This is a genomic window from Acidobacteriota bacterium, from assembly GCA_035471785.1.
GTDB lineage: Bacteria > Acidobacteriota > UBA6911 > RPQK01 > DATIPO01 > JANQFM01.
On sequence record DATIPQ010000119.1, the window covers coordinates 1 to 19,856 of the forward strand.

Consider the following 19,856-nt stretch of genomic DNA (forward strand, 5'->3'; position numbering starts at 1 on the left):
AAGAACTTCCCGCTCCTTTTCTTCAAGAAGGGGCAAACGCGAAACCGGTCGCGCCGGATCCGCTACGATCCCCTCCAGCAGCCTCCGGTAGTGGCGCACCCAGCCCTCGACCGTCTCCTCCTCAAAGAGATCGCTGCTGTATTCGACCTTGCCTTCCAGCCCCTGGGGAGTTTCCCACAGCGACAGGGTGAGGTCGAACATTGACGTACCCGTGTCGACCTCGAAGCGGCTTAAGTCCAAGTCGCCAAAGCGGGTGCCCTCGGACGGCGTATTCATGAGTTGAAAGACGGTTTGAGAGATCGGCTGTCGGCTGAGATCGCGTTCGAGATGCAGTTCTTCCAGCACTCTTTCGAAGGGCAGATCCTGGTTGTCGAGGGCCTTTAATACGCCCTGGTTCACTTGCTTGAGCAGGTCCCTCCAAGGGGGATTGGCTGAGAGGTCGCTTCGCAGCATCAAGGCGTTGAGGAAAACCCCGATCAAAGGCTCGGTTGCGGGGTGCCTTCGGTTGGCCACCGGCGACGAAACGATGATGTCATCGTGACCGGTGTAGCGATGCAGCAAGACTTTAAAAGCCGTGAGCAGGGTGACGAAGAGAGTGACGCCCATCCGGCGGCTGAGTTGGATCAGCGCCTCGCTCAGCGCTAGCGGCAGCCGGAAGCGCTTGATGCCGCCCTCAAAGGATTGGACCGGCGGGCGGGGACGGTCGGTGGGCAGATCCAGTACCGTTGGATTGCGCAGCCTGTTCTCCCAGTATTTGAGCTGCTCCTGGAGCACTCCGTCTTCCAGTTGGGCGCGCTGCCAGCGGGCGAAGTCAGCGTATTGCATGGAAAAATCCGGCCTAGGGGCGCCGCCGCCCTCCTTTGCTGCCTGGTAGAGCTGCGACAGCTCTTGATAAAGAACGCCCACGGACCACCCGTCGCAGATGATGTGGTGGATGTTGAAAAGGAGGACGGAATCTTCCTCGGCGAGCCGAAACAAGGTCGACCGCAAGAGGGCATCCCTGCCCAGGTCGAAGGAGCGCAGTTGAAGGGCCCGCCTTCGCACCTCTTCTTCGGCCTGGCGGTCGGGGAGTTGGCGCAGGTCGACCGTTGTCAAAGCGATGTTTCCCTCTTGAGAAATCACTTGAACCAACTCCTCGCCTTGCTGGCGGAAAGTGGTTCGCAGCGTTTCCTGACGCTCGACAAGCGTGTCCAGAGCGGACTGGAGATGGCGGGTGTGCAAGTTCCCCTTCAAGCGCCAGGCCACCAGCAGCGCAAAGAGCGGCCCTCCCGGCTGCATTTTTTCAAGAAACCAAAGTCTTTCCTGAGCGAAGGAGGCGGGTGCGATCTTCACCTTGCGAGGCTGTTGAGGGCAGACCTTCTCCCCGGCCTGCCCTTCCTTGTCCTCAGCAGCGGAGGCCGAGCCCGCTCGCTCGCGAACCGCATTCGCCAATTGGCCGATGGTGGGAGATTCGAAGAGAGAAGCCAGCGAGATTTCGATCTGAAACCTTTCCCGCAAACGGGAGACGATCTGGGTGGCAATCAGTGAATGTCCGCCCAATTCGAAGAAGTTGTCCTGCAAGCCGATTTTCTCGATCCCCAGGACTTCCTTCCAGACCTGGGCAATCCTGCCCTCGACTTTGTCCATTTGGCTGAAGACGCCGGCGTCTGCCGCTCCGGGCCGCTCTTCCAAAGCCTCGGCGGGGGCGGCTGCAGGAAAGCTTTGGGACGCGCCGCCGACATGACGCTGTTCAAGCAGCCGGGGCAAGTCCCTGGTCGAGACGGCCACCTGGGGAGCCGGATTGGCCAACACCAGCGAAAGGGCCTCGATTCCTTCCGACTCCCGAATTCCCGCAGTTTGCCCGGCCTCTCTCATGGACTTGAGCAGGTCGTCTCCAGAGGAGGAGGCCATCCGAACGTCCTCCCAGACATCCCAATTGATTGAAACAGTGGGAGTTCCGCCCGCGGCGCTGCGGCTTTGGGCGAAGGCGTCGAGAAAAGAGTTGGCGGCGCTGTAGTCGGCCTGTCCGGCTATCGGCAGGATGGAACTCAGGGAGGAAAACAGGATCAGAAAGCCCGGCTGGTGCTCAAGCAGCGCCTGATCGAGAGCCAGGGTCCCGGCGACTTTCGGCTTGAGGACCTGCCGCGCCCGCCCAGTGTCCGTTTGGCGAATGGTGGCCGGAGAGATCACGCCGGCAGCGTGAAATACGCCTTGCAACGGCCCCAGCTTGCCTACGGCTTCGTTCACCGCGTCCTTCAGGACTTGGGGATCGGAGACGTCGGCCGAGAAGGTCATGACCTGGGCGCCCATGGATTCCAGTTCTCGCACCTGTCGGACCTTGTCCCGCAGTCTGGGGTCCGACTGGTCATCGGCGGCAATCCGGTCCCATTCCTTGCGAGGCGGTAAAGCCGAACGGCCAATCAAGGCCAGCTTGGCCTGACAAGACCTGGCCAGATGGCGGGCGACGATCAAGCCGATGCCGCCCAGTCCGCCGGTGATCAGGTAGAGGCCCCGTTCATGTAGAGTTACTCCCCCTTGGGGGCGGGCTTGCAGATGGACGGGCTGATAGCATTCCAGCCAGCGATGCCGTCCCCTTAAGGCCACCGGGACGGCAGGCGGGTCGCTGGCCCATTCCTCCAGCAGTTGTCCGCTGATGCGGCTTCGCCCCTCGTCGTCCGGAGGGGGCCAGACGATGTCGACGATACGGCAGTCGATCGACAAGTGCTCGCGTGGGATCACCTGACAGGGACCGAGAATCGCTGCCTTGGCCGGGAAAATCTCCTCTTCGCCCGAAACCGTTTTGATGCCGTTGCAAACCACCTCGATGTGCAGGGGAGCTGCGGGATGGCACTGCCGAAAGCCCTGTACCAGCCCCAGCAGACTCTCGAAACCCAGCAGCAGGCTTGATTGCAGGCCGTCCATTGGGGACGAATCGTCATGGCCCTTCGTCAGGCTCCAGAGGTGAAGGGCGACCTGAGGCTGAATACCCTCCTCCCCCAGCTCTTTGAAAAGACGCGAGTAGTCGTCGCTGCTGCCCGGGTCGATTCGAAACCGGTTCGCCGTCGATCTCTCGTAGCTGTCCCCGGGTCTGACCAGGACGGTCTTCAGCTCACGTTCGAAGAGCTGCCGGTTCACTTCTTCGCCCAAGCCGTCTTCATCGCCGAGAAGAAGCCAATGGGTCCCCGGCTTCCAAAGCTCCCTCCGTCGTCGGGAGCAGGCGGACAAGCCGGCAGGGGCGGCCCGTCGCCAGGAGGGCAGATAGAACCATTTGGAAACATCCGTCACCTTCGAGGGAAGCCGAGTCGGGGATGCATCGGATGGAGGGATTTCCTCCATCCAATGGCGCTGGCGGGAAAAGGGGTAGGTGGGCAAGGGAATGCGCTGACGGCGGCGCGGTCCCTTGACTCGCCCCCAGTCCACGTCCACTCCCCTCAGCCACAGTTGGGCCAGTGCTTTGGCCAAGTGGAAAGCGTCGGCGCGGGGATCTTTCGGGTGGCCCATCGAAGGAACTGCGGCTTCCCCGAAGCTCCTTCCAGCCAGGGCGCTCAGCGTGTTGCCGGGACCCACTTCGAGCAGAGCCGGTTTCCCGCGCGACATCAGGGTTTGCAGACCTTGCGAGAAGCGGACGGTGTGGCGTAGGTGGTCGACCCAATAGCGAGGTGAAGTGCACTCCTCCGGTTTCACCCAATCCCCGGTCAGGTTGGAAACGAAGGGAATTTTGGGCGGACGGAGATCGATTTTGGCGACTTCCTTGTGGAAATCCTCCAGCATGGGGTCCATCATCGGGGAGTGGAAGGCGTGGGAAGTATGCAGCAGCCGGCAGGCCACGCCGCTTTCTGAAAGCTCCTCCCGCAGCCGGTTGACGGCGGCAGCCGGTCCGGAAACCACGCAGGAACCGGGGGCGTTGCAGGCGGCCAAGCTGAGTTCCGATCCCAACCGGTCTTTCAACTCCTGGGCAGACTGCGCAACCGCCAGCATGTCGCCCGCCGGCAGCCGCTGGATCAGCCGTCCGCGCACAGCGACCAGCTTCAAAGCGTCTTCCAGGCTGAAAACGTCCGCCAAGAGAGCGGCCGTGTATTCGCCGATGCTGTGTCCGATCATGGCCGACGGGCGGATGCCCCAGGCTTTCCATTGCTCGGCCAGGGCGTATTCCAGCACCAGCAGCGCCGGCTGGGAGTACTCGGTGCGGGTCAGCGTCTCCTCAGCCGTTTCCAGCCCTTCAGGATCGGGAAAGAGCAGCCTGCGCAAGTCGAGGTCGAGATGCTTCTCGAGGTGCTGGCAACAGCTGTCCAGGCAGTCCTTGAATCGATGGTATTCCTGATAGAGCCCTCTTCCCATCTCGACGTATTGGCTGCCTTGACCCGGAAACAGGAAGGCGCAGGCCCGTTCGTCTTCGGACTGCTCGGCCTCCAGCAGTTGGGCCGAGTCGGCCGATTCCAGCAAGTCGGCGGCCTCGGAGATGTCTCGGCAGACTAAGGCCCGGCGATGCTTCAATGGGCGGCGTCCCACCTGGAGGGTGTGGGCGACGTCGGCCAGATTCAGTTGGGGATTGGCTTTCAAGAAAGCGCCCAGGTTGCGGCTGGACCTCTGCAACGCCGATTCGTCGCCAGCCGAGAGCACCAGGACCTGATGGGAGTCGGCGGGGTCGGAAGGCTTGGCCTCCGGAGCTTGCTCCAGGATCAGATGGGCGTTGGTGCCGCCCACCCCGAAGGAGCTGACGCCCGCCCGCAACGGCGAACCGTCGCTGGCCCATTCCCTGCCTTCCGCGTTGACGAAAAAGGCGCTGCGCGTGAAATCGATTCGAGGATTGGGCCTCTTGTAGTGCAGGCTGGGAGGCAGCGTCCGGTGCTGCAGCGCCAAGACCGTCTTGATCACCCCCGCCACCCCGGCAGCCGCGTCAAGATGACCGATGTTGGTCTTGACCGATCCGATGGCGCAGAAGTTCTTGCGGGGCGTGTAGGAGGAGAACACCTGATCGAGGGCTTGCAGTTCGATGGGATCGCCGATTTCGGTGCCCGTACCGTGGGCCTCCACATAGGTCACGGTCTCGGCTCCGATGCCTGCCCGCTGCAGGGCCGCCTTGATGACGCGGACCTGCCCTTCCACGCTGGGTGCGGTGTAGCCGACCTTGACGGCTCCGTCGTTGTTGATGGCGGCGGCCCGGACGACGGCTCGGATCGTGTCGCCGTCGGCGATGGCTTGGCGCAAGGGCTTGAGCACGACTACGCCGCATCCGTTGCCGAACACTGTCCCGCGGGCATCGGCGTCGAAGGCCCTGCAATGCCCGTCGGGAGAGCGGATCATGCGGTCCCTGTAGAGGTATCCCGTGTGCTGGGGAAAGCTGATGGAGACGCCCCCGGCCAAAGCCAGACGGCAATTCCCTTCCATCAGGTTCTGACAAGCCAGGTGGATGGCCACCAACGAACTTGAGCAGGCCGTCTGCACTGTCAGGCTGGGTCCTTTGAGACCCAGCTTGTAGGAGACCCGAGTCGTTAAGAAATCTTTGTCGTTGCCGATCGACCACTGGTAGCGGTCGACCGCGTCGCTGGAGGCCCGTCCCGCGCTGAGGTATGCGGGATAGGTGCTGGCCGCGCAGCCGCCGAAAACGCCGACCGAGGTTTCTCGGTAGCCGGGGCCGTAGCCGGCGTTCTCCAGAGCGTTCCAGCAGCATTCCAGAAAGACTCGCTGCTGGGGGTCCATCATGGCGGCTTCTCTGGGGTTGTAGCCGAAGAAGGAGGCATCGAACCGGTCGGCGTCGCTGAGAATCGTTCCGGCCTTTACATAGTCAGGATCGTTCAATAACTCATCGGGGACGCCGCCGGCCCGCAGAACGTCATCTGGGAAAAAGGCGATCGACTCCACACCGTCGCGAAGGTTGGCCCAGAACTCCTCCAGGTTACGGGCTCCGGGAAGGCGGCAGGCCATACCCACGATGGCGATGCCCTCGCCATCGGTTGACCGATCGGCCGGCGGAGCCCTACCGGCTTTGGAGGGTTGTGAAGCGGCGTCGGCATCCCCGGCGCCCCGAGCCAAGCGTTTACAAAAAGATCGGATGGTTGGGTATTCAAAAAGGTCAACCAACTGAAAGGGAACGCCGAGTTGTTTGGAAAGTTTGACGAAGACCTGGGTCAGCAGCAGCGAATGGCCGCCCAGATCGAAGAAATTGTCCCGGACTCCAACCTCGTCCAGGCCCAGCACTTCCTTCCAAACGGCAGCCACCAGCCGCTCGCTGCTGGAAAGGGGAGCGGCAAAGTCTTCCTTCAAAGCGGGACGCGAGGCCGAGGGCGCCGGCAAAGACTTCCGGTCGATCTTGCCGTTGGGTGTCAAGGGCAAGGACTCCAGGGTCACGAAAACCGAAGGAAGCATGTAGCCCGGCAGCGTTCGGCCAAGATAGTCCTGCACATCGTCGACGGAGAGGTTCCCAGCCTTCTCGGGAACAACATAGGCGACCAGCCTCTTGCTCCCCGCCTCGTCTTCGCGGGCCGCCACAACGCCTTCCCGAACCTGGGGATGTCGGCGCAGCACCGTTTCGATTTCGCCCAATTCTATGCGGAATCCCCGAAGTTTGATCTGGTGGTCCTGACGGCCCACGAAATCGAGGCGGCCGTCGCGGCTCCAACGTGCCAGGTCGCCCGTGTCATAGAGGCGTCCTCCGGGATCGGCCCCGAAAGGATCGGGGATAAAGCGCTCCGCCGTCATGGCGGGCGCCCCGAAATAGCCCCGCGCCAAGCCATGGCCGGCCAGGTACAAGCGCCCTTCCACCCCCACCGGCACAGGCTGCAAATGCCGGTTCAAGAGATAGGCCCGAGTGTTGGAGACGGGTTTGCCGATGCTAGGCTTTTCCTCCTGCTGGGAGACACGAGCGTAAGTGGAGTAGGTCGTGTCTTCAGAGGGGCCGTAGAGGTTGTAGACGTCGTCGACGTGCCCCAAGCGGTAGATCTCACGCACCAGCGATGCCCGCAGCGGCTCTCCCGCCAGGTTGACCGTGGCAACCGAGCGGGGGACTGCTTTCAAGCGCAGCAATTCAGACATGGCCGAGGGAACGGTATTGACAAGCGTCACTTTCAGGCGCTCCGGCAAGGTGGCCAGATCGAGGGCGTTGCGGGCCAGAATCAGGCGTCCGCCGCAGCAAAGCGGTGCAAAGATCTCGAAGACCGAGAGGTCGAAACAGACGGAGGTAGAAGCCAGGACTCCGCTGAGACGCTGCCTGGAAAAGCTCTGCCGTGCCCAATCCAGCATGGCGGCGGTGGCGGCGTGGGTGATAGCGACTCCCTTGGGGTGTCCGGTGGAGCCCGAGGTATAGATGACATGGGAAAGGTGACCCGGCCTCACCTTGACCTCTTCCAACCGATCCGTAATTTCCTTCTCCAAGTCGGGCGAATCGAGGTCGAGAACGGAGAAGTCGGCCAACGGCAGGCCTCGGGCCAACCGCTCCTGAGTCACCAGCACTTTGATCTGCGCGTTGGCCGCGATGAACGCGAAGCGTTCTGCCGGATACTCGGGATCGAGAGGGACGTAGGCGCCCCCCGCCTTGAGGACTCCCAAGAGCGCCGCGACCATTTGCGGGGAGCGGTCCAGGTAGATCCCCACCCGGACCTCGGGACCGACGCCCAAATCGTGAAGACGCCGCGCCACTTGGTTGGCTCGGCGGTCTAGAGCCCGGTAGGTGAGGCCTTGGCCGCCGAAAAGGACCGCTTCAGCCTCCGCTCGGCGGTCCGCCTGAGCTTCGAAGAGTTGGTGTACGCACAGTTGACGCAAACTGGGGCGCTCGGTCTGGTTCCACAGGTGCACCACTTGGACGCGCTCTTCTGCCCGGCAACTGGGGAGTTGGGAAAGCCGCTGACGCGGATCCCGGCAGGCGCTTTCCAATAGTTGGCGATAGTGGGCGATCCAGCCGGCAACGGTTCCCTCTTCGAAGAGGGCGGTATTGTATTCCCACTCCAAGAGGACCGACTGGTCCTCGTCCTGGGGCTTGCGGCCCACCCGCTGTTCGGCCCGCGGCGTGACGATCACGTTGAGGTCAAACTTGGCGGTGTCGTTGTGAGGGTACTCGAAGCGTCCTTTGAGCCGGGGAAGATTGAGGTCGGGCATGGGGGCGTCATGAAAGCTGAACATGACCTGGAAAAGCGGGTTGTAACTCAGGTTGGGCTTGGGCCGGAGTCCCTCCACCACCTTGTCGAAAGGAAGATCCTGGTTGGCGTAGGCATCCAGGGTGGTTTCCTTGATGCGCCCCAGAAGCTCTCCCAAGGTGGGATTCCCGGAGAGATCCGCCCGAAGCACCACGTTGTTGATGATCATGCCCAGGATTTCTTCCGACTCGCGCAACCGTCGGTTGGCCAAGCCAGTGCCGATTTGGATGTCGTCTCGACCTGTGTAGAAGCGCAAGAGCACCTTGAAAAGAGCGACCAAGGTCATGAAGAAGGTCACTCCCTGACGGTGGCTGAGGCTCCGCAAATCGGCGGCCAACTCCGGGTCCAACTCCATTCTGATGACGCGCCCTTCAAAGCTCTGGGCCCTGGGACGAGAACGGCTGGTCGGCAGCTTGAGGAGGTCGGGACAGTGCGCTAACTGAGCCTTCCAAAAGGCCATCTGCTCCTTCGCAGCCTGACTCTCCACCCACTCCCTTTGCCAGAAGGCAAAATCGCGGAACTGGCGTCGTGGAGCTGACAGCGGAGACGGCAGGCCCTGGGAAAAGGCCCTGTAGAGGGACTCGATCTCGGAAGCCAAACGCGACATCGACCATCCGTCATGAAGCAGGTGGTGCTCGACTTGTATCCAAAGATGCTCGCGATCGGCCAGCTTGAGCAGGCTCCAGGAGAGCAAGGGGATGCGGGTCACGTCGAAGGGGCTTCGGCAAGCATTGCCCACCAGCCGCCGAACCTCCGCTTCCCTTTCGACCTCAGGCAGGGCCCTCAAGTCGATTAACGGCAGATCGACCTGCCAAGGGGGATGAATCCGCTGCACCGGCTGTTCATCCTGAAGAGGAAAGGAAGTGCGAAGGATTTCATGACGCCGAATCACCTCGTTGAGGCTTTCCCGCAAAGCGTCGACATCCAGCAGACCCTTGAAGCGAACGGTCAGGTAGGCGTTATAGGCCCTGCTGGTCGGCGACATCTGGCTGATGAACCACACCCGTTCCTGCGAAAAGGAAAGAGGAGGCGGCAGCGAGGGGTCGGCCGGGCGAAGAGGCGGAAAACGACTGGCTGAAGAGGACTGCCGTCTCTCTTTGACCGACTCGGTCAAGCCGGCGACATGAGGGCTCCTGAAAAAGGCGCCATAGTCGATTTCGACCTGGAAGACCTCCCTGATGCGGGCGATGATTTGAGCCGCCAGCAGGGAATGTCCGCCCAGATGAAAAAAATCGTCCTTGAGGCCGACTCTTTCCAGCGCCAACACCTCCCGGAAGATCTTGACCATAGCCTGTTCATCCGGGGTTTCGGCCGGCACAAACGGCTGTTCCAGGTCGGGTCTGCTAGGCGCCGGGAGCGGGAGATGGGACCGATCGATCTTGCCGCTGGCCGTCAAGGGGAAGTCATCGAGAGTCACAAAGACGGCCGGCACCATGTACTCCGGAAGCCTCTCCTTCAAGAAATCCCGCAGCTGATCGACGGTGAGGGACTCCTTTCCTGCCTGCAGATAAGCCACCAGACGCTTCGAGCCCGGTGCGTCCTCCCGCAGCATCACCACAGCCTGGGCGATTTCAGGGTGGGAAGCGAGAACGGCTTCGATCTCACCCAGTTCAATGCGAAAACCCCGCAACTTGACCTGGTGGTCAGTGCGGCCCAGGAATTCGATCCGCCCGTCCGGCAACAGGCGCCCAACGTCTCCAGTGCGATAAAGGCGGCTGCCGGAAGACTCTCCGGGATCGCCGAACGGATTAGGCAGAAAACTCGCCGCCGTCAAGGAAGGCCGCTTTAGGTAGCCGCGCGCCAAGCCGATCCCCTCGATGTACAGTTCGCCCTGCCCCCCATCCTCGACCGGCCGCATGGCCTCGTCGAGAATGTGGATTCTCAGGCCGTGGAAAGGAAAGCCGATGGGAATGGAGGGCAGATTTCCTTCATCATCCGAGATCTCGCAAGTGGCGGCGTTTACGGTTGATTCGGTGGGACCATAAGTGTTGAAGAGACGCAACCCGGGCGGACGCTTCCGCCACGCCCTTAGAAACTGTGGAAGGCCGACCTCTCCGCCGATGTTGATGACTCTCAACGAAGGGGGCAGAGGGATGCGGGACTTCTCCATCTCGGCGCTGAGCTGATGCCAGAATGCCGTCGGCAACTCCATCAGGGTGAGTTGCCGTTTGGCGCTCTCCTGGAGAAAGAACTGGGCCGACTGGATCATCTCGGGACTGCGCAACACAAGCGTGGCCCCGCTGGCCAGGCAGGGATAGATTTCGGCCGCGGAAGCATCGAAGCCGATGGACGCGAATTGTAGGAACCGGTCCCGTTCCTCCAACAGGTCGTCTGCGATCAGGCCGGCGGTCAGGTTGGCCAGCGAGCGGTGCTCTATCATGACGCCTTTGGGGACACCGGTTGAACCCGAGGTGTAGATAACGTAAGCCAGGTTGCGGCCGGAAACCTCGACTTCAGGAGGATGCGACGGTAGGCCTGAAATCTTTCCCCAGTCCCTGTCGATACGGGCGCTGTTCGGGTCGGCGGGAAGAAGCTCGGCGGTGTCTTCTTCGGCCACCAGAAGAGCCGGCCCTGCGTCACCCACCATGGTTTTCAAGCGACTTTGGGGATTGGCGGGGTCGAGAGGCAGATAAGCCGCGCCTGCCTTGAGAATCCCGAGTATTGCTACCAGCATTTCCAAAGAGCGATGCAGACAGATGCCGACTAAGTCTTCGCGACCGATGTCCTTAGCCCTTAGGAAATGAGCGAAACGGTTGGACCACCGGTCTAGTTCTGCATAGGTGATATGGCGGTGTCCAAAAACCGCTGCGACTGCCTCCGGTGAACGTAATTCCTGTTTCTGGAATGATTCATGAGCGTTGTCAATTCGGTCATGCAATTCGCTTTTGGCTCTCATTAAAAGATAGGCTCACCAATTAGGTTTGTTTATCGAGTCTACCACACTCGTCAAGTAACCAACATTGTTCCCTTTCTGAAGATTTCACGAAGACTGGCCCTACCTATGTGTTCTCTAATTCTATGACTGGAAGCTATGATTCAGTACAATTATTCTGTCAAATATGAAAAGTATGCTGGGGATTCTGGGGAGCCGCTGCATGAATTACGCAACCGTTGAAATTGAGGGCAAGGGCCTTTTGAGCTACTCGGTGTGGGATTTGAAGTTCACCGCAACCGGGCCCTGAAGCGGCCGTTGCCCTCCGGCAGGGGAGGGGGCATGGTTGGGAGGACTCCAGAATCTGCCGGGAGCCAGTTGGACAGGGGCAGCGATGGAGTGCCTAGGAAGTAAGGCGCCGTCGGCCTTGTTTCCGTTCTCAGCGAGCCGGGGAGGAGGCCTCCTCCCCGGCTTCCTATTGGTCGGGGTCGAAGAGGACGTTGAGGGTGGTTTTGGCGTCGGCCACCTTGCTGTTGGCGATGGCGGGAAGGACCTTCCAGGAGTTCTGGATAAAGTCCACCGCCAGTTGATCGACGCGCTTGTTGACGCCCTTCTTGACCGTCAGGTTGAACATGCCGCCCGAGCGCGCCACGTCGCATTCGATGGTGACGACAACGGGCTTGGGCAGGTCTTCGTCCGACTCCGGCAGGAGGGGACGGGGATTGCGGATCAGCATGGGACCCAGCAGGTCGAGGTCAGGAAAGAGTTCGGCCAGGGGAGCGAAAGAGTCCTCCCCCGAACGATGCCTCTGGCCATGTCCCTCGAAAAAACCCGCCTGCTGGATCATGGCGGTGCGGTCGGCCATCTCCAGGTTGAGTTCGCCGATGCGGTTGGCCGCCAGTTCGAATTCATCGGCCGTCAAGGGTTCCAGCGCCAGCACCTCTCCGGCCTCCCGGAAGTAGCACTTGACCGGCGGCGCCTGAAAGTCAAAACGTCCCAGGACGGTGTAGCCCTTGAACTCGCCCGGGCCAATCTGGTCGGTGACATCATATTGCTCGAAAGGCGAGAGGGGATTCTCATTGAGAATGACGTGGCCCCGGTAGACCGATTGCTGGGCGTCCTGCACCACGACCCAGGGCGCCCTTACGGTGACGATGGTGTCGGAGAGGTTGACGTAATTGATAATCACGCTCTCGGCGTCGATCAGTTCCACCGTAACGACCCGCTGATCAGACAAGTAAAGGTAGTGCAGACTGCCCGGTTGCGCCTGCAGGAAAGCGGCGGCCAGAAAGCCGCTCAAGAGCACAAAAAGCAACTTCACCCTCATATCGCCCATCATTGTCTCATGAGCGGCCTGCTGCAAGTCGGGTTCGCGGCGGTCTACACGATGACCGTTGAAAAGCGGCGACCTCACGGCCTTTGCCGGCCGGCGGCTCTGAACAATGTGACTGAAAACCTCGTCTTGGTAAATGTGATGCAAAGAACTCCTGCCGGTCTGATCCTTCGTCTTGCTCCGGTCGGGCTGCTGTTGGCGCTCGGCCTCGGGCTCTCCTCCTCCCTGCTGGGCCAGCCCGTCCAGCGCACCGAGACCCGTGTCTTCCCCCTCTCGGCAGGAGAGCTGGTGGTGGTGGAGAACGACTACGGGAGCATCAAAGTGCGCGGAGCCGACGTCACCCAAGCCCAGGTTAGGCTCAAGCGCAAGGTCAGCCGGGAAGAGCGCCTGCGCGAAGTGGAGCTGATCACCGCCAAAGCCGCAGACCGTCTCTTTCTGAAGAGCTTCTTCTTCGATTACCAAGGAGAATCGGTCGAATTCGACATCGAGGTTCCGCATGGCGTGCGGGTTGTAGTCTGGGGCGCCAATCCTCAGGTCGAGGTGGAAGAACTCGACGATTACGTGCGCGTGCAGACCATGACGGGTGACGTGCTGGCTTCCAATCTGACCGGATCGGTTTCCCTGCTCAGCGAATCGGGCGACATCGACCTGCGCTTGCGCCGCCAGCCGGCCAAGGACTTGCGTCTCGAATCGGTCAGGGGGCGGGTCAAGGTAGAAGCGTCTCCGGACATCAATCTCTTTGCCTACGTACGCGCCGGGGGCGTCCTGAGCTGGGGCGAGGACATCGAAATGCGGGCCGGCAAGCTGTCCCGCGAAATCGGGGACGGCGCCGGTCCACTGCTCTATGCGTCCAGCCTGGAAGGCGACGTCAGCCTGCTGCCCGGCGCCGGCGGATCATCCATTCCTCGGCGCGTCCCCAGCCCGCCTGTGGTGGAAGACCGGGACGACCGGGACCGGCAGGGCTATCCCGGAAGCGGCCAGTCCGATCAGCGGAGCGACGATCCCTACGGCGGATCCTACGATCCGGATAACCGCCGCGTCGACAACCGCCGCGGCGCGCCTCCCACTCTGGGCGAAGAAGAGGAAGGCAATCAGCCCAGCCAAAGCGATCAGTCCTCGGGCGGTTCCACTCCGGAGTACACGGTGGCCGGCCCCGACGAGGAAATCAACGGCGCGCCCCTCTTTCGTTCCTCGGTCAACCTCATCCACCTCAACGTGGCCGTCACCGACCGGCGCAACAACCGCAGCGTAGCCCACCTGCGGGAAAACGACTTCAGCGTCTACGAGGACGGCCGACTGCAGGAGATAGAGCGCTTTCAGAACACGGAGGCGCCTTTCAACCTCCTCCTCTTGCTCGACATCAGCGGATCGACCAAGAATCACATCGACCTCATCCGCGACGCTTCCATCGACTTCACCCGCGAGATCAAGTCCAACGACCGCATCGCAGTGGCAACCTTCAACGACCGGGTGCGGCTGATTCAAGACTTCACCAACGACCGCTACGAGGTGGCCAACTCCATTCATCGGATCCGCTCCAACGGCGGGACGCACTTCTACGACGCCCTCTATGTCAGCGTCAACGAGTACCTGGCCGGTGTGGAAGGACGAAAGGCGGTAGTGGTCTTCACCGACGGCGTCGACGGACGCCTCAGCAACGACCCCGGCTCGCGGGTCAGCTTCCGTCAGCTTTACCGCTCGGTGCAGGAGGTCGATACCACCATCTACACCATCTTCCTCGATACCCGCGCCACGGTGGGCGGCAGCCCCCAGAGCACCGGCATCGGCGACATCGTGGGCGTCATCCTGGGCGGCGGACGCGGCCGCCGGATTCCTGGAGGCTCATCGGGGAGCGTGAACGCGCAGTACGAGGAGGCTCGCCGCCAACTGGAGATGATCGCCGACCAGACTGGCGGACGCCTCTATCAGCCCCGCACCATCCACGACCTCTCCACCGTCTACTCGGAGATCGCCGACGATTTGCGCGTCCAATACTCGCTGGCCTACTCCTCCAGCAATCCCAACCAGGACGGCTCCTGGCGCTCCATCCGCGTCGACGTGAGCGGCCGCGACCTGGTGGCACGCACCCGCAAGGGCTACTACGCCACTCCCACCTCTGCCGACAGTCAGGGCCCGAACAACCGCTTCGTTCCCCAACAGTGAGAACGGGCCGCGACTTGCGATGCCTTCGACAAAGACGGGTGGGTTGTTTGACCCTGGTCCAGAAGAAGGCCGTCCTCATAGACCATGAGGCGGCCCTTCAGCAACTCCCCAGGACTGTTGGGCGACCTCGAATTCGCCCCGAGGCCGACCCGGCCCGCACTCCTCAACAACGTCACTCAGGCATGCTATACTCCGCCTCGATACAACAATGGCAGGAGCAAATAGCCGGCACTTTCCTGCCGGCTGCTCCTCCCTTCTTCGGACTCTCCGGCTCATGCACCACCGCAGGAAAGACAGCCGAAGTGTCTGTGAACACAGGGAAAAGAGCGCATGTCCGGCGAGCCGACTCAGCTTCGAGAATCCAGGACCGGGGAGCAGTCCGTGCAAGGGCCGACGGCGGTGGAGGCCAAGCACGAATCGATCTTGATCCTCGACTTCGGTTCCCAGTACACGCAACTGATCGCCCGTCGAGTCCGCGAGGCCAAGGTCTATTCCGAGATCCTTCCCTACACCGCTTCCTGGGGTGAAATCGTCCGCCGCAAGCCCAGCGGCATCATCCTCTCGGGCGGCCCGGATTCCGTCCTGCGAGAGGACGCCCCCCAACCCGACTCCGGCATCTTCGACTTCCAGGGCCCGCTGTTGGGGATCTGCTACGGAATGCAGCTCATGGCCCGCCACTACGGAGGCCTGGTACAACCGGGACGCCGCCGCGAGTACGGACGCGCCACTCTCAGCATCGCTTCCTCCCCAGACCGGGCCTCGGCGCTTTTGGCCGATATCGCCGCACCCACCACGGTGTGGATGTCCCACGGAGACCACATCGAGGAGGTGCCGCCCGGATTCGCCGTCGAGGCCCGCTCAGACTCGGCCATCGGCGCCATGAGCGACCCTTCCCGTCACCGCTACGCTTTGCAGTTTCATCCCGAGGTCGTCCACACCGAGCGGGGACGCCAGATCCTCGACAATTTCCTCTTCCGCATCTGCCGCTGCGGCGGCGACTGGACGCCCGCCTCTTTCGTGAGCGAGGCCGTCGACAAGATTCGCTCCCAGGTGGGTCCGGGACACGCCGTCTGCGGACTCTCGGGAGGCATCGATTCCACCGTGGCCGCCTTGCTCGTCCACCAGGCCATCGGCGACCGCCTCACTTGCATCTTTGTCGACAATGGGCTGCTGCGCAAAAACGAGTTCCAGGATGTGCAGGATGCCTTTGCCGATCACCGTCTCAAGGTGGTGGCCGTGGACGCCCGCCGGCGCTTTTGGGAGGCTCTGCACGGCGTCGAAGATCCCGAACGGAAGCGCAAGATCATCGGACGCGAGTTCATCAACGTTTTCGACGAGGAAGCCGACAAGCTGGGACAGATCGACTTCCTGGTGCAGGGGACGCTTTATCCCGACGTCATCGAGTCGGTGTCGGTGCGCGGTCCTTCGGCCGTCATCAAGAGCCACCACAACGTCGGAGGACTCCCCGAGAAGATGCGCCTGGCGCTGGTCGAGCCGCTGCGCGAACTCTTCAAGGACGAGGTCCGGTCGGTGGGACGCGAGCTGGGGCTGGAGGACGCCTTCGTCCACCGCCAGCCTTTCCCCGGTCCCGGCCTGGCGGTGCGCATCCTGGGCGCCGTCACCCAGTCGCGTATCAAGGTGCTGCAGGAAGCCGACGCCATCGTCAGCGAGGAGATCCGCCGCTCCGGACTCTACGAGAAGATCTGGCAGAGCTTCGCCGTGCTGCTGCCGGTGCACAGCGTGGGAGTGATGGGCGACGACCGCACCTACGAAAACGTCATCGCCCTGCGCGCCGTCCACAGCCAGGACGGCATGACCGCCGACTGGGTCCACCTCCCCTACGAGCTGCTGGCCCGCATCTCCTCGCGCATCGTCAACGAAGTCGCCGGCGTCAACCGCGTCGTCTACGACATCACTTCCAAGCCTCCTGGGACCATAGAATGGGAGTAGCGTGACCCTATTGGATCGAATTTCGAATTTCCAACCTCGAACTTGAAAAAGCCTCCGCCATGCCCCAAAACGCCAAATTCACCCACCTCCACCTGCACAGCCACTTCAGCCTCCTGGACGGCGCCAACAAGCTCGAAAAGGTCGTCGGCAAGGCCGTGGACATGGGCATGCCCGCGCTGGCGCTGACCGATCACGGAAACCTCTTCGGCGCCGTACAGTTCCACGACATCTGCAACAAGCGCGGCATCAAGCCCATCATCGGATGCGAGGTCTACGTGGCCCAGGGCTCGCGCAAAGAACGCAGCGGACGCTCGGCGGGAGCCAACCACCTCGTGCTGCTGGCCAAAGACGCCGCCGGCTACCACAACCTGGTCAAGCTGGTCTCGTCCGGCTACTTGGAAGGCTTCTACTACAAGCCCCGCATCGACATGGACCTGCTCTCTGAGCACGCCCAGGGACTCATCGCCCTTTCAGCCTGCCTCAAAGGACGCGTGGCCGAGAACCTGGCCCAGGACAACTTCGCCGCCGCCCTGGAGCACGCCTCCCAGATGAAGGACATCTTCGCCCCTGGCGACTACTACCTCGAAGTGCAGAACCACGGCATCGACGACCAGATCAAGACCAATCCCGACATCATCAAGATCGCCCAGGACCTGGAACTCCCCGTCGTGTGCAGCAACGACTGCCACTACCTGGAACGCGGCGACGCCTACGCCCACGACGTGCTGCTGTGCGTGCAGACCGGCAAGACCATCGAAGACACCAACCGCCTCAAGTACCACTCCGACGAATTCTTCTTCAAGAGTCCCGAGGAGATGGAACAACTCTTCGGGCACATACCTGGGGCCCTCTCCAACACCCTCGAAGTGGCCGAAAAGTGCAACTTCACTTTGCCCGAGCCCTACACTCAGAACCTCTATCCCGTGCCCGAGGTGCCTGAAGGATTTACCGTGGAATCCTACCTCGAGCACGTCTGCAAGCAAGGCTACAAAGAGCGTCTGGAATACCTCAAGAAGCGCGAAAAAGAAGGCAAGCTGCGCCACAGCTTCGACGAGTACGAGCAACGTCTCGACCACGAACTCAAGATCATCAACCAGATGAACTACCCGGGATACTTCCTCATCACCTGGGACTTCATCCGCTTCGCCAAGGAGGCCGGCATTCCGGTGGGTCCTGGACGCGGCTCGGCGGCCGGATCGCTGGTGTCCTACGTGCTGGGCATCACCGACGTCGACCCGCTGCAGTACGATCTGCTTTTCGAGCGCTTCCTCAATCCCGAGCGCGTCTCGCCGCCCGACATCGACATCGACTTCTGCACCCACCGCCGCGCCGACGTCATCAAGTACGTCACCCGCAAGTACGGTCAGGACAACGTATGCCAGATCATCACCTTCGGGACCATGGCCGCTCGGGGCGTGGTGCGCGACGTGGGACGCGGCCTCAACGTGCCCCTCAACGAGGTCAACAAGATCGCCAAGCTGGTCCCCAACACTCCCGGCGCCTCCCTGAGCAGGGCGCTGGAGACGGAGCGCGATCTGCAGGACCTCAAGTCCGAGGACCCCCGCTACAAGACCCTGCTGGAAACCGCCCAGCGCCTGGAAGGCCTGGCCCGCCACTGCTCGACCCACGCCGCCGGGGTGGTCATCGCCCCTAAGCCGCTGGTGGAGCTGGTGCCCATCTACAAGTCGCCCAAGGAGGAAATCACCACCCAGTACCCGATGGGCGACCTGGAGCGGCTGGGACTGCTCAAGATGGACTTCCTGGGCCTGACCACGCTCACCATTATTCAGCAGACGCTCGACCAGATCAAAGCCCAGTTCAAGCAGGAAATCGACCTGCTGGGCATCACCCTCAAAGACGAGAGGACCTACGAGCTCTTCAGCCAGGGACGCACTTCGGGCATCTTCCAGTTTGAATCGTCGGGCATGCGCGAGATTCTCAAGAAGCTGCAGCCCAGCCGCTTCGACGACCTCATCGCCCTCAATGCCCTCTACCGTCCCGGACCGCTCAAGGGCGGCATGGTCGACGACTTCATCCAGCGCCGCCATGGCAAGGTCAAAGTCAAATACCCCCTGCCCGAGCTGGAGGAGATCCTGGAGCCCACCTACGGCGTGATCGTCTACCAGGAGCAGGTCATGCAGATCGCCTCCACCCTGGCTGGATTCTCGCTGGGCGAAGCCGACCTGCTGCGCCGCGCCATGGGCAAGAAGAAGATGTCGGTCATGCAGGAGCAGAAGCGCAAGTTTCTGGACGGGGCCAAGAAGCTGGGCAAGGACCTCAAGAAAGCCGAGTTCATCTTCGACCTCATCAAGGAATTCGCCGGCTACGGCTTCAACAAGTCGCATTCCACCGCCTACGCCCTGCTGGCTTATCAGACCGCCTACCTCAAGGCCCACTATCCGGCCCAGTTCATGGCCGCCCTGCTCACGGCTGAAACTTCCAACACCGATAAGATTGTCAGGTACATGGCCGAGTGCGGCGACATGGGGCTCAAGATCAAGCCCCCCGACATCAACACCTCCAGCCTTTACTTCGAGGCCCAGGGGCGCGACACCATCAATTTCGGGATGCTGGCCATCAAGAACGTGGGCGAGAACGCCATCCGCAACATCATCGAAACGCGGGAGAGGCTCTCCGAGGGACGCTACGCCAGCCTTTACGAGTTCGTGGAAGAGGTCGACCTGAGACAGATCAACAAGCGGGTGGTCGAATCGCTCATCAAGTCAGGGTGCTTCGACAGCCTGGGATACAAACGGCGCAGCCTCATGGAGCATCTCGACTCGGCCTTCGAGATCGGCCAAAAGCGCCAGCGCGACCGGGCCAGCGGACAGGGCGGCCTGTTCGCCGCCATGGAAGCCGCCGCTCCCGAAGAAGAATCGCTCGACGACATTCCCGACGTGGGCGAATGGGGCGATAGCGAGAAGTGGTCCTACGAGAAGGAGACGCTGGGCTTCTACGTCTCCGGACACCCCTTGGAGAAATACCGGGCCGAACTCAAGCAGTTCTCGCGCATGCCCATCTCCAGTCTCAACGACGACATGGCCGGACGCGACATCCGCTTAGGAGGCGTCATCACCTCGGTTGCCCGCAAGAAGACCCGTCGCGGCGCCAACATGGCCATCCTCACTTTGGAGGACCTCACCGGAACCATCGAGGTAGTGGTTTTTCCCAAGGCCTACGAAGAGCTGCATGACCGCCTTGAGACCGACGAACCCGTCCTCATCACCGGCAAGCTCGACGCCAACGCCCAGGGCAACACCCAGATCCTCCTCAACGAGCTCACTCCGCTGGCGGATTCCTGGAAGAACGGCATCCAACGCGCCCAAATCCGCGTCTTGATTTCCGAACTGGACGAAGACAAACTCTCCAGCCTGCGCTTCATCTTCTCCCGCCACCGCGGCCGCTGCCCGGTGGAATTCGAACTCCTCAA

General features: G+C 61.8%; 5 protein-coding genes. 3 read left to right on the plus strand and 2 right to left on the minus strand.

The window, feature by feature from the left end:
- Both VLU25_17710 and VLU25_17715 read right to left on the minus strand, forming a co-directional pair.
- Positions 1-11,004, minus strand: an 11,004-nt coding sequence (locus tag VLU25_17710; protein ID HSR69774.1) for an amino acid adenylation domain-containing protein, incomplete at its 3' end; no start/stop codon positions are given.
- 451 nt (positions 11,005-11,455) lie between these two features.
- Entirely contained in the window at positions 11,456-12,307 is an 852-nt protein-coding gene (locus VLU25_17715; GenBank protein ID HSR69775.1) for a hypothetical protein, read from the minus strand.
- 147 nt (positions 12,308-12,454) lie between these two features.
- Here VLU25_17715 and VLU25_17720 point away from each other — a divergent pair, with 147 nt between their 5' ends.
- The 3 genes from VLU25_17720 to dnaE form a co-directional block, all read left to right on the plus strand.
- Positions 12,455-14,476 (plus strand): VWA domain-containing protein, encoded by a 2,022-nt coding sequence (locus VLU25_17720; protein ID HSR69776.1) that lies wholly within the window; start codon positions 12,455-12,457, stop codon positions 14,474-14,476.
- 381 nt (positions 14,477-14,857) lie between these two features.
- Positions 14,858-16,426, plus strand: a complete 1,569-nt coding sequence (guaA, locus tag VLU25_17725; protein ID HSR69777.1) for a glutamine-hydrolyzing GMP synthase — start codon at positions 14,858-14,860, stop codon at positions 16,424-16,426.
- A 59-nt stretch (positions 16,427-16,485) separates the two neighbouring features.
- On the plus strand, positions 16,486-19,856 hold a 3,371-nt coding region (gene dnaE / locus VLU25_17730; protein HSR69778.1), incomplete at its 3' end, for a DNA polymerase III subunit alpha.